General features: G+C 63.2%; 10 protein-coding genes. 6 read left to right on the plus strand and 4 right to left on the minus strand.

Features of this window, described 5'->3' with window-relative positions:
- The first annotated feature begins 15 nt into the window (after positions 1 to 15).
- On the plus strand, positions 16 to 774 hold the full coding sequence (locus AC1RTP_RS00790; RefSeq protein WP_498604064.1) for an alpha/beta hydrolase family protein: 759 nt from the start codon (positions 16 to 18) through the stop codon (positions 772 to 774).
- Here AC1RTP_RS00790 and AC1RTP_RS00795 read toward each other — a convergent pair.
- Both AC1RTP_RS00795 and AC1RTP_RS00800 read right to left on the minus strand, forming a co-directional pair.
- Complete coding sequence (locus tag AC1RTP_RS00795; RefSeq protein ID WP_498604065.1) at positions 767 to 1372, minus strand: glutathione S-transferase family protein; 606 nt, start codon at positions 1370 to 1372, stop codon at positions 767 to 769. The two genes, AC1RTP_RS00790 and AC1RTP_RS00795, sit on opposite strands and share 8 nt — an antisense overlap.
- 66 nt (positions 1373 to 1438) lie before the next feature.
- The gene (locus AC1RTP_RS00800) at positions 1439 to 3331 is read right to left on the minus strand and encodes a M61 family metallopeptidase (RefSeq protein WP_498604067.1); all 1893 of its coding nucleotides are present in this window, start codon (positions 3329 to 3331) and stop codon (positions 1439 to 1441) included.
- Positions 3332 to 3511: 180 nt separating this feature from the next.
- On the opposite strand from AC1RTP_RS00800, the gene AC1RTP_RS00805 reads away from it, so the two are divergent.
- From AC1RTP_RS00805 to coaD, 5 genes are all read left to right on the plus strand, one after another.
- Positions 3512 to 3961 carry an Hsp20 family protein gene (locus tag AC1RTP_RS00805; protein WP_498604068.1) on the plus strand — a complete coding sequence of 150 codons (450 nt, stop codon included), beginning with the start codon at positions 3512 to 3514 and terminating at the stop codon, positions 3959 to 3961.
- Positions 3962 to 4078: 117 nt separating this feature from the next.
- Complete coding sequence (locus tag AC1RTP_RS00810; protein ID WP_498604069.1) at positions 4079 to 5566, plus strand: Do family serine endopeptidase; 1488 nt, start codon at positions 4079 to 4081, stop codon at positions 5564 to 5566.
- 20 nt (positions 5567 to 5586) lie between these two features.
- A complete protein-coding gene (locus AC1RTP_RS00815; protein ID WP_498604070.1) occupies positions 5587 to 6246 on the plus strand; it encodes a response regulator in 660 nt (219 codons plus the stop codon).
- A complete protein-coding gene (locus AC1RTP_RS00820) occupies positions 6246 to 7580 on the plus strand; it encodes an ATP-binding protein (RefSeq protein WP_498604871.1) in 1335 nt (444 codons plus the stop codon). Before AC1RTP_RS00815 ends, AC1RTP_RS00820 begins: the two co-directional genes overlap by 1 nt.
- A gap of 29 nt (positions 7581 to 7609) precedes the next feature.
- Positions 7610 to 8740, plus strand: coding sequence for a pantetheine-phosphate adenylyltransferase (gene coaD / locus AC1RTP_RS00825; protein ID WP_498604071.1), 1131 nt, complete (start codon positions 7610 to 7612; stop codon positions 8738 to 8740).
- Here the strand turns inward: coaD and AC1RTP_RS00830 are convergent.
- Together AC1RTP_RS00830 and AC1RTP_RS00835 are read right to left on the minus strand one after the other, a co-directional pair.
- Entirely contained in the window at positions 8723 to 8914 is a 192-nt protein-coding gene (locus AC1RTP_RS00830; RefSeq protein ID WP_498604072.1) for a hypothetical protein, read from the minus strand. The two genes, coaD and AC1RTP_RS00830, sit on opposite strands and share 18 nt — an antisense overlap.
- Before the next feature lie 207 nt (positions 8915 to 9121).
- On the minus strand, positions 9122 to 11488 hold the full coding sequence (locus AC1RTP_RS00835) for a TonB-dependent receptor plug domain-containing protein (RefSeq protein WP_498604073.1): 2367 nt from the start codon (positions 11486 to 11488) through the stop codon (positions 9122 to 9124).
- Positions 11489 to 11549 lie beyond the last annotated feature (61 nt).

Raw genomic sequence — 11549 nt, forward strand, 5'->3', positions numbered from 1 at the left:
CCGATAGGAGTGCCCATGTACGCACAACGACTCGAATTTCCTGGCGCAGGCGGGCAAATGCTGGCGGCGCGGCTGGATTCTCCGGAATCCGGCGTGCGCGCCTACGCGCTGTTTGCCCACTGTTTCACCTGCGGCAAGGACGTCTTTGCAGCCAGCCGCATTGCGCAAGCGCTGACCGAGCATGGCATCGCCGTGCTGCGCTTCGACTTCACGGGGCTGGGCGCCAGCGAGGGGGATTTCGCCAATACCAATTTCTCTTCCAATGTGGCCGACCTACAGGCGGCCGCCGATTTCCTGCGGCGTGAATTCCAGGCGCCGCGACTGTTGATCGGACATAGCCTGGGCGGGGCGGCAACGCTGGCCTTTGCCGGCACCGTGGCGGAAGCGCAGGCCGTGGTGACCATCGCCGCGCCGAGCGACCCGGTACACGTGACGCATCTCTTTGGCGACCAGGTCGACGCCATCACGGCGCAGGGCGAAGCGATGGTGCAGCTGGCGGGGCGGCCCTTCCGCATCAAGCGGCAGTTTCTGGAAGACGTGGCGGAGAACAGCCTGCGCAACAAGATCGCGACCATGCGCAAGGCTTTGCTGATCATGCATGCGCCAGGCGACACGACCGTCGGCATCAACAATGCGCTCGAAATCTTCAGCGCGGCCAAACACCCGAAGAGTTTTATTTCGCTCGACACGGCGGACCACTTGCTCAGCATCCGCGAAGATGCGGTCTATGTGGCGGGACTGATCGCCGCCTGGAGCGTGCGCTATCTCAAGTAGTGGAAGGCTTCCACGCCATGGCCCGCTTAACGGCGGGGCGTTCGCCCATCATGGCGAGCCAGCGCTGCACGGCGGGCTTGCCGGACAGGTTCAGTTCAAGGTGCGAAGCCGCAGCCTGGGTCCAGGGATAGCAGGCGATGTCGGCGATGCTGTACTCGTCGCCGGCGACGTAGCTGTTGCCTGCCAGTGCGCGGTCCAGCACATTCAGCAAGCGTTCCGCTTCTGCGTTGAAGTGTTCTTTCGCCAGTGCCGAATCCTTCTTGTCGAAAAAACCGAGCTGCCCCAGCATCGGGCCAAGGCCGCCGATCTGCCAGTGCAGCCACTGCAAGGTGCGGTAGCGCTGCGGGCCCTCGACGGCGAGGAAGCGCTGGTGCCTCTCCGCCAGGTAGGTGAGGATCGCGCCGCTCTCGAATAGCGACAGCGAACCATCCTTCATCGCAGGGATTTTGTTGTTAGGCGAAATGGCGAGGAAGCTGGCTTCGAACTGCGCATGCTCGCGCAGGTTGACCGGCACAATCTCGTAAGGCTGGCCAAGTTCTTCCAGCAGGATCAGGGGCTTGCGGCCGTTCGGGGTGGACCAGGTGTAGATGGTGTACATAGTGCCCGCTACTCTAGCGCGGGCCAAAGAAAAAGGGCGCACCGCAGTGCGCCCTTTTGGGATGACTTACTGTCGCGGAGTGAGGATTGCTTCCAGTCGGTCAGGCGTGCCTTCGACGCGCTCCAGGCGCGGATACTTCAAGCCTTCGTAGTAGGCCAGCGCCACGGTGCTGTATTGCTGGCCATGTTTCACCAGCAGTTCGATCGGCTTCTTGCTGGTCTTGGCTTCGGTGATCGCCTTGCGCAGCAGTTCGGCCTTGTACGCGCGGCCATTCACTGCCAGCAGGTTGGTGTTGCCGGACAAGCCGGCCTTGAAGCCAACGCCATCCCACTGGATGCTCTGGATCTTGCCTTCGGCGCCCACGTTAAAGCCAAGCGAGTAGGTGAAGTCGGCCGCTTTGCTGCGGTCTTCGGCAGCCTTCAGGAAGTCGGTCGGCTTCTCGGTGAACACCAGCTTGTAGCCGGCGCGGGTGATGCCGTCCATCGGCACCGGGCCCAGTTCTTCGATGCGGGCGCGCAGGAAGTTCGCCCAGTCGTAAGACTGCACGCTGTCCAGCGCCTTGACCACGTCGTCGAAGGTGTAGTGCAGCGCGGTGTTGCGGCCGTCTTCCACGCCGAAGAACTTGCTGGAGAAGTCGTCCAGCGAGCGCTTTTCGCCCGACAGTTCGCGGATCTTGGTATCCACGTCCAGCCAGATCAGCATGCCTTCCTGGTAGTAGTCTTCGCTGCGCTGGTAGTTCGACCATGGGATGGCGCGGCGCGCGTTGATGATCGGGTCGTAGGTGGTGTCCTGCACCGAACGCCATTCGCGGCCCTTCATGATGCTGTAGCGGGCGGCGGTAGCGGCCATGATGTCCTTGACGCTGGCGGACTTCATCAGGCCGGAGCGCGAGGCCAGCACTTCGCCGTAGTAGGTGGTCTGGCCTTCATACACCCACAGCAGGTCGTTTTGCAGCGGCTGGTTGAAGTTCAGCACATCCTGGCCTTTCGGGCGACGGAATTTGCCGTTCCAGGAGTGGGTGAATTCGTGCGGCAGCAGGCCGCGTTCGGATTCGGTCTTGTTCCAGTCGGTGAAGTAATCGGTCTTCAGCGCATTCTCGCTGGACTGGTGGTGTTCGCGGCCCACGCCGCCGAATTCGTCGCTCAGCGCAAACAGGAAGTCGTAGTGCTTGTAGTGCTGCGAGCCGAACACCTTGTAGGCTTGCTTGACCAGGTTGCGATGCAGCTCGATCTGCTCAGGCTTGGCTTCCAGCGCCTCGGCGTTGTCGGCCACCACGTTCAGGTGCACCGGCACCTTGCCGCCCGGGTCCAGGTCGAAGCGCTTGAAATAGCGGCCGGCGAACAGCGGCGAATCGACGAAGGTTTCGACGTCGGTGGTTTTGAAGGTGACCACGTCGCCTTTGCGCTCGGCTTCTTCCAGCGCGGAGCCGTACTGCCAGCCGGCCGGCAGGGTCAGCGTGGTCTGGATCGGGATGCGGCGCGTAGCGTAGCCGGCCGGGTACATGGTCAGCGACTGCCACTGGATGCCCAGGATGTCAGGCGTAATCGACGTGCGGCCTTGCGCCGACTCGGTCGGCGCCAGGTGCTGGTATTCCACTTCGATCGTCTTGGCACCGGACGGCACTTCGATATGGAATGCGTACACGTTCACGTTGTCGCGGCGCCAGGCCAGGGTCTTGCCGTTGGCGGAGACTTTGAAGCCGGCGAACTGGTTCAGCGCACCGGTCGGGCCGTGCTGCGCCGTCACCCACTGCGGGAACAGCAGCGTCATCTTGCCCGGCTTGGCGGGGATGGTCTGCTGGATGCGGTAAACATTCTGGGCGGTGTTGGAGGCATCGACCTTCATCACGATGGTGCCTGGGTAAGGCTGGTCGGCCGGAGCGGGGATAGTCTGGCCAGCGTGTGCGCTGAAGGCTGCGCCCAGCAGCAGGGCGAGGGCGGTTTTGGTGAACAGTTTCATTTATTTCAACAAGGAAAGTGCGACGGGCGAGTGTAGCACGCAGGGGGAGGGCGATTGTTTCAGAAAGTAAATCGAAAAAAATCTCTTGAAATCCGTTTTGAAGCTCCTATATCGGATTCAGCGGTTGCCCAGATGGGGACCGCGGGACCTTATATCGCTTAACCTTGAAAGGATATGAAAATGCGTACTTTTGACCTGACCCCACTGTATCGTTCCGCTATCGGTTTTGACCGCCTGGCCCAGATGCTGAATGACGCGCATCGCAGCGACCAGCCTAGCTACCCTCCGTACAATATCGAGCTGGTGTCCGAAGACCAGTACCGTATCGTGATGGCGCTGGCCGGCTTTGACCGTAGCGAAATCGACATCACCACCGAACGCGACTCCCTTGTAGTTATTGGCCGCAAGCAGAAAGACGGCCAGGAAAAGACCTACCTGCACCGTGGCATCGCCTTCCGCGATTTCGAGCAGCGCTTCCAGCTGGCCAACCACGTGAAGGTGAACGGCGCTTCCTTCAACAACGGCGTGCTCACCATCGAGCTGCAGCGCGAAGTGCCGGAAGCCCTGAAGGCCCGCAAGATCGCCATCGATGGCGTGGTCAACCACACTGCCCTGGAGCAGGCGGCTTAATTCCTTCTTCCCCAATGAAAAAGGCCGGATTTCCGGCCTTTTTTGCATTAAGACGCATCTAAGTTTAATGCCGCATATTGGAGCCGTTGAGAAAGTCATTTCATCAGGAGTCAAACCATGCGCAACACCACTACCATGTTCCTCGCCCTGGCCATCGCCGGCGTCGCCGGTGCCGGTGCAGCCATCGCTGTCCAGCATAGCCAGGCTTTCGCCGCCCCAGTCGCCGCCATTGTCGCCCCGGCCACCAACGCCGCACAGGGCGCACCGGCGCCCGTACCCGCGCCGATGATTTCCCTACCTGACTTCAGCGTGATCGCGTCGCGCAATGGACCTGCTGTTGTCAATATTTCCACGGTCGGCAGCACCAAGGCCGCCAGCTACCGCGGCGATGCCGATGCCGATGAAAACGACCCGTTCTTCGAATTCTTCCGCCGCTTCCAGCAGCCAGGCCAGCGCGGCCGCGGCGGCGCCCCTGCGCCGACCCATGGCGTGGGCTCCGGCTTCATCGTCAGCGCCGACGGCATTATCCTGACCAATGCCCACGTGGTGCGCGACGCCAGCGAAGTGACGGTCAAGCTGACCGACCGCCGCGAGTTCCGCGCCAAGGTGCTCGGTTCCGATCCGAAAACCGACGTCGCCGTGCTGAAGATCGACGCCAAGAACCTGCCGGTTGTGCCGCTGGGCCGCTCCACCGACGTGAAGGTAGGCGAATGGGTCCTGGCCATCGGCTCGCCGTTCGGCCTGGAAAACACCGTCACCGCCGGCGTGGTGAGCGCCAAGGGCCGCTCGCTGCCGGACGACTCCAACGTGCCTTTCATCCAGACCGACGTGGCGATCAATCCCGGCAATTCAGGCGGTCCGCTGTTCAACACCAGGGGCGAGGTGATCGGCATTAACTCGCAGATCTACAGCCAGAGCGGCGGCTACCAGGGCCTGTCGTTCTCGATCCCGATCGACGTGGCGACCCGCATCCGCGACCAGATCGTTTCGACCGGCAAGGTGGTGCATGCGCGCCTCGGCGTGATGGTGCAGGAAGTGAACCAGGGCTTTGCCGATTCCTTCGACCTGGAGTCGCCGGAAGGCGCACTGGTGTCGAACGTTGAACGCGGCGGCCCGGCCGACAAGCTTGGCCTGAAGGCGGGCGATGTGATCCGCAAGATGAACGGCCAAAAGATCGTTGCTTCCGGCGACCTGCCGGCAATGGTCAGCCTGGCCATGCCAGGTGATAAAGTAGCGCTTGAAGTCTGGCGCCAGGGTAAGACCATCGCGCTGGAAGGCAAGCTCGGTAACGCCGCCGACCGCAACGTGGCCGCCGTGCAGAACGATGAAGCAGCCGCCAAGCTGCGCCTCGGCCTGTCGCTGCGCCAGCTGGACCCGATGGAGCGCCGCGAATCCGGCCTGAACTCGGGCCTGCTGATCGAAGATGCCGGTGGCGCCGCCGCCAGTGCAGGCGTGCAGCCGGGGGACGTGCTGTTGTCGGTGAACGGCCGCTCGGTCAATACTGTCAACGATGTGCGCGACCTCGTGTCAAAATCAACGAAATCTGTCGCGCTGCTGATCCAGCGCGGTGAGGATCGCATCTTTATCCCGGTGCGCCTCGGCTAAAACAACAAGAAAGGAATGAAATGCGCCTCCTGCTGGTAGAAGATGACACGATGATCGGCGAGGTAGTGCTCGACCTGCTCAGGGCAGAGCACTACGCTGTCGACTGGGTCAAGGATGGCGCCATGGCCGACACGGCCCTGCAAACCCAGACCTACGACCTGGTGCTGCTGGACCTGGGCCTGCCGAAGAAAGACGGACTGGAAGTCCTGCGCTCCATGCGCGCGCGCAAGGAGCTGACGCCAGTGCTGGTGGCCACCGCGCGCGACGCCGTCGAGCAGCGCATCGCCGGCCTCGATGCCGGCGCCGACGACTACGTGCTCAAGCCGTACGACCTGGACGAGCTGCTGGCCCGCATCCGCGCCTTGCTGCGCCGCGCCGCCGGCCGCGCCGAACCGGTGTTCGAGCACAAAGGCGTGTCGATCAACCCGCAAACCCGCGAAGTGATCGCGAATGGCCAGCCGGTCAGCCTGTCGGCCCGCGAATGGGCGGTGCTGGAAGCGCTGATCGCGCGTCCCGGCATCGTGCTCTCGCGCGCCCAGCTGGAAGAAAAGCTGTACAGCTGGAAGGACGAAGTCAATTCCAATGCAGTCGAGGTGTATATCCACGGCCTGCGCAAAAAGCTCGGGTCTGAACTGATCCAGAACGTGCGCGGCTTGGGCTATATGGTGCCGAAACAATGATGATGGCGGTCCCGAAGGTCAATGTCACGCACTCGCTGCGTGGGCGCCTGCTATGGTTCCTGCTGGCGGCGATCACCATGGCCGCCGTGGCGCAGGCCATGATCGCCTACAGTTCGGCCCTGAACGACGCCGACCAGATCTTCGACTACCACATGCAGCAGATGGCCATGTCGCTGCGCTCCAATGCACCGATGGCGGCCACCGGCAACACCGACCCTTCGGACCCGGGCAACGACGAAATGGTGGTGCAGGTGTGGACGCCGGACGGCATCCAGGTCTTCCGCTCGCTGTCGCGCGCCGAACTGCCGCAGCGCGCAGTGCTGGGCTTTTCCAATGTGCGCGCCAATGGCACGACTTACCGCGTGTTCTCGGCGCAGACCGCCACCCAGACGATCCAGATCGCCCAGGACCTGGCCGTGCGCAAGCGCATGGCGGGCACGCTGGCGCTGCGCACCGTGGGCCCCATCGCCCTGATGGCGCCGGTGCTGATGCTGGTGGTGTGGTGGGTGGTTTCCGGCTCGCTGGCGCCGGTGGCGCGGGTGCAGCGGCAATTGGCATCGCGCAAGGCGGACGACCTCTCCGAAGTATCCGACGCCGACTTGCCCGACGAAGTGCGTCCGCTGGTGCAGGAACTGAACCTGCTGTTCTCGCGCGTGCAGACGGCCTTCCAGGCGCAGCAGAACTTCGTAGCCGACGCGGCGCACGAACTGCGCACGCCGCTGGCGGCGCTCAAGCTGCAGATTCTCAGCTTGTCCCGCGCCGATTGCAGTGAAGCGCGCGACATCGCCATTGGCCGACTGTCGGCTGGCGTGGAGCGCGCCTCGCGTCTGGTGGAACAATTGCTGGTGCTGGCCCGCACCGAAGCGGCCGACGCCAAGCTGGAGCCGGTCAGCCTGAGCGACCTGGCCAAGCGAGCCGTGGGCGATATGGCCGGCGCCGCACAGGCGCGCGACATCGACCTGGGCCTGGAGCAGGCCGAGGAAGCTACAGTGCAAGGGCAGGGCGACGCCCTGGTAATCCTGCTGCGCAACCTTGTCGACAATGCCGTTAAATACACGCCGGCCGGCGGCACCATCGACGTGTCGGTGATGGCGGCGGCCAACGGCGCCGGCGCCCGCCTGGTGGTGGAAGACAGCGGCCCCGGTATCGCGCCGGAAGAACGCGAGCGCGTATTCCACCGCTTCTACCGCGTGCCGGGCAGCGAAGCCCAGGGCAGCGGCCTGGGACTGGCCATCATCAGCGCCATCGCCGAACGCCACGGCGCCACCCTGGCGCTGGACGCTTCCGAACGCCTCGGAGGCCTGAAAGTGACGGTGGAGTTTGCCCCGAGCTAGAATGTCGTTTTCGACATTCGGAGCAGGGCATGCAGAAGATCGGTTTCTCGGGGACCTTGGACCCCATCACCAACGGCCATATGTGGGTCATTGGCGAAGCGCGTTCCATCGCGGAGGAGGTAGTGGTCTTCCTGTCCGAGAACTCCACCAAGGCGCCTAAATTCACCGCTGAGGAACGCAAGGCCATCGTACTTGCCAGCTGCGCCGAACGTGGCTGGAGCAATGTCGCGGTGCAGATCGTGAAAAGCGAATACACCGCGCGCGTGGCCAAGCGCAATGGCGTCGACTACCTGATTCGCGGCATCCGCAGCACCGCCGACTTCGACTACGAAAACCTGATCCAGCAAACCAATGTGGAGGTGATCGGCGGCGCCAAGACGCTGTTCGTGATGCCGCCGCGCGACCTGGGCTCGGTGAGCTCCAGCTTCGTCAAGGCGCTGGAAGGCCCGGTGGGCTGGAACTGGACCATGAAGAAATTCGTGCCCGCGCCAGCCTATAAAGCCTGGATCCTGGCCTGGCTGCGCAAGGAATGGGACAGCCTGTGGCGCGAGCGCCCGCATTCGGCCGACTGGTTCGAACGCCTGACCGGCGAGCAAGCTTACGGCGGCTCCGAGCGCCATTACCATAACCTCGACCACCTGGTGCATGGCATGGCCGAAATCCGCGCCTGGGCCGCCAATACCGGCGCCGCGCCGTCTAACGTGGCCCTGGTCAAAGCCGCCTTCTGGTTCCACGACGCAGTGTATGCCCATGCCGCCGGCGACGTCTCCAACGAAGAAGCCAGCGCCCGCCTGTGGCTGGGCAGCGGCCTGGAAGCGGATTCGGTGCGCGCCGAAGAAGTGGCAACCCTGATCCGCAGCACGGACCACTTCCAGGGCGGCGCCATGCTGCACCCGCTGAAGGACACCATGCTGTCGGTGGACCTGGCCATCCTCGGCCAGGAAGCCGAGGTGTACCAGGCCTACGCGACCGGCATCCGCGCCGAATACGCCCATGTGCCGGAAGCGGACTACAACAGCAAGCGCGCCCAGATCCTGGCGCACCTGCGCGGCAAGGCGGAAGCGGGCACGCTGTTCGCGGACCCGTTCTTCACGGATAACTACACTGCCGCTGCGATTGCGAACATGAGCGCCGAACTGGCGCTAATTGCTGGAAGGTAGGGGAAGCGCGAGATCGCGCCAGAAAAGTTCCACTTCCTCCAGTGCGTTAGCCTTCTCGCACTTTTCAGAAACGGCGCTGAGGATGAATTCTTCCGTCGACATTTGCTCTATCGGCGCCCATTTGGCGATTGCGGAAATAACGTCGCCAGCCAGGTGGATCGTCATTGCAGCCATAGCAGCTCCTCTGAGTGGAATGTGATTCCACCATGCATCAATTCACCGGAAGAGGTTTTGCGCAAAATCAAACCCTACGCAAGAGCCCGTGTCCCACCATGGGGTCACACCCGAAATGGGACACGAGCCCGGCTGTAACATGGCCGAGTCCGTGTCCCGAAACGGGTGTGACCCCAAGGTGGGACACGGGCTCGGCCGTTGCGCTGCTTAGAACTTGACGTGCAGGCGGGCGAAGTAGGCGACGCCGTTCAGGCCAAACTGTACGCTCTCGTACTTGAAGCCGTTGTCGGTTTCGTCCGGATTCTGCACGCTTGGATGCACATTGAAGATGTTGGACGCGCCGATGCTGAACTTGGCCTTCGGGGTGATCGCGTAGGTAAAGCCCAGGTCGGCCGAGGTCTTCGCTTCGTATTTCTGGTTCGGCACCAGCGCGCTGCCGCTCCAGGTACCCAGGGTCTGCGGGCCGAAGTGAATAATCTTGAAGTCGGTTTCCAGCGGGCCGGTCACGTAGTTGAAGCCCAGGGTTGCCTTGCGGCGTGGGCCGCCTTGCTCCATGAACAGGCGCTCGCGCTCGGACAGCAGCACGTCTTCAAAGCCTTGCAGCGCAGTCGGGGTGTGGATCGCGGTCACTTCGGTCTTGCTGAAGTTGGCGGCCAGGAAGGTGGTCAGCTTGTTGCCGAACAGGGTGGCCTTGTGCGATGCGGTCAGGTCCAGGCCCTGGGTCTTGGTGTCGACCGAGTTGACGAAGAACTGCGCGGCGCCCACGCCCAGGGTCGCCAGCTTGGCGGCCAGGACAGGGTAGTTGTCTTCGTTGAATTGGCCGGACAGCACGATGCGGTCCTTGATCTTGATGCGGTACAGGTCGGCGGTGACCGACAGCGCATCGTTCGGGGTCCAGGTGGCGCCCAGGGTGTAGCTGCGCGATTTCTCTTCTTTCAGCGGGTCCAGGCCGGCGATCTTGCCCACCGGGCCCACGGCCGGGGTGATCGAGATGTCGACCGGTTTGCCGCCCACGAAGTCGGTGTAGGTCGAGGAGAAGTAAGCCTGTTGCAGCGACGGTGCGCGGAAGCCGGTCGAGGCGGAGCCGCGCAGCAGCACTGGGTCGGCGATGCGGTAGCTGCCGGCGATCTTGCCGGTCACGGTGGAGCCGAAGTCGCTGAACTTCTCATAGCGCAGCGCGCCCTGCAGGCGGGTCTTGGCGTTGATGTCCAATTCCAGGTCCAGGTAGGCCGCATGGCTGTGGCGCTTGGCGTCAGTCTGGTCGCCCGGCTGGAAGCCCGGGAAGCCCTGGCTGCCGGCATTGCCGCCGCCGGCGCCGTCGGCGTCGATGTAGGAGCCAGGTTCGCCGGCGAAGATCTTGTAGTTCTCGGAACGGTACTCGGCGCCGAATGCCACGTTCATGCCGTCGCCCACCAGGCCTTCGAAGTAGCGGTTCATGTCGAAGTTGGTGGTGTTCTGCTGGAACGAGAAGCCGCCCGCGTCGAAGTGGTCAGGGCTGATGCCTTTGCCGCCGTTCATCAGGTCCAGGTTGGCGATGGAGGCGTTCAGGGTGTGGCTGATGTTGTACTTCAGGCGGTTGTAGCCGTAGGTTTGCGACAGGTCGGCATTCCAGTCGCCGATCTTCTGCTTGTAGCCCACGATGGCGAAGCGGTCATCCAGGTCGCCGTTGATGAACGGGACGAAGCCGTTCGGGTACATGGCGGCGGAGTTGCGGGACGGGATGTCGTCGGTGCCGTTACGCGCCCAGGCGCCGCTCGATGCGTCGCGCTTCTGCAGGCTGCCGGTGAAGTAGACGCGGCCAGGGCCGGCCGGAATTTCGCCGTTAACCAGGACAGTCTTGTTCTTGGTCTTGGAGTCGCCGATGGTACGCGGATTGTCAGGTTCGGCGCGGTTGGAACGGCCGCGGTCCAGGTATTCGCCGGTAATGCCGACGGTGCCGCCTGCGACTTCGAAGCCGCAGTAAGCCGAAGCCAGGTAGTTCTTGCCGTCGCCTGCGCCGTACTGGCCGTAGCCGATGGCCGATTCGCAGCCCACGTTCTTTTTCAGGCCGATGTCCATCACGCCGGCAATCGCGTCGGAACCGTATTGGGCAGCAGCGCCGTCACGCAGCACTTGCACGTCCTTGATCGCCATCACAGGGATGGTGTTCATGTCGGTACCGGTCGAACCGCGGTTGCGGGCGCCAAAGATGTTGACCAGGGACGAGGTGTGGTGGCGCTTGCCGTTCACCAGTACCAGGGTCTGGTCGGAGCTCAGGCCGCGCAGGGCAGCGGAGTCCACCAGGTCGGCGCCGTCCGCGCCGGTCTGGCGGGTCGAGTTGAACGACGGCGAAATGAAGGTCAGGGTTTGCGCCAGGTCGAATTGCGCGCCTTGCTCGGCGGCCTTGCTCAGCGGGATCACGTCGATCGGCGCTACGGTATCGGTGGTGGAGCTGGTGGCGCGGCGCGAGCCGACCACGTTCACGACGGTCATGTCGCCAGTTTGGGTTTGTGCAACGGCTGGGAAGGCAGACAGGGCGCCCGCACCATACAGCGCGGTCAGGATGGCTTTACGCAGGATCGAATGGCTTGACAATTTTTTGCTCCTAGGAAAAATTGCCTTCAATTCTAGCCGAAGTGACTTGCAGTAGAGTTCA

It is taken from the genome of Pseudoduganella sp. GW821-FHT11H04, assembly GCF_058807935.1.

Excerpts from the sequence above, each read along its gene's own strand:
- AC1RTP_RS00790 (WP_498604064.1), top strand. The coding sequence starts at position 16 with ATGTACGCACAACGACTCGAATTTCCTGGCGCAGGCGGGCAAATGCTG.
- AC1RTP_RS00795 (WP_498604065.1), bottom strand. The coding sequence starts at position 1,372 with ATGTACACCATCTACACCTGGTCCACCCCGAACGGCCGCAAGCCCCTG.
- AC1RTP_RS00800 (WP_498604067.1), bottom strand. The coding sequence starts at position 3,331 with ATGAAACTGTTCACCAAAACCGCCCTCGCCCTGCTGCTGGGCGCAGCC.
- AC1RTP_RS00805 (WP_498604068.1), top strand. The coding sequence starts at position 3,512 with ATGCGTACTTTTGACCTGACCCCACTGTATCGTTCCGCTATCGGTTTT.
- AC1RTP_RS00810 (WP_498604069.1), top strand. The coding sequence starts at position 4,079 with ATGCGCAACACCACTACCATGTTCCTCGCCCTGGCCATCGCCGGCGTC.
- AC1RTP_RS00815 (WP_498604070.1), top strand. The coding sequence starts at position 5,587 with ATGCGCCTCCTGCTGGTAGAAGATGACACGATGATCGGCGAGGTAGTG.
- AC1RTP_RS00820 (WP_498604871.1), top strand. The coding sequence starts at position 6,246 with ATGATGGCGGTCCCGAAGGTCAATGTCACGCACTCGCTGCGTGGGCGC.
- coaD (WP_498604071.1), top strand. The coding sequence starts at position 7,610 with ATGCAGAAGATCGGTTTCTCGGGGACCTTGGACCCCATCACCAACGGC.
- AC1RTP_RS00830 (WP_498604072.1), bottom strand. The coding sequence starts at position 8,914 with ATGGCTGCAATGACGATCCACCTGGCTGGCGACGTTATTTCCGCAATC.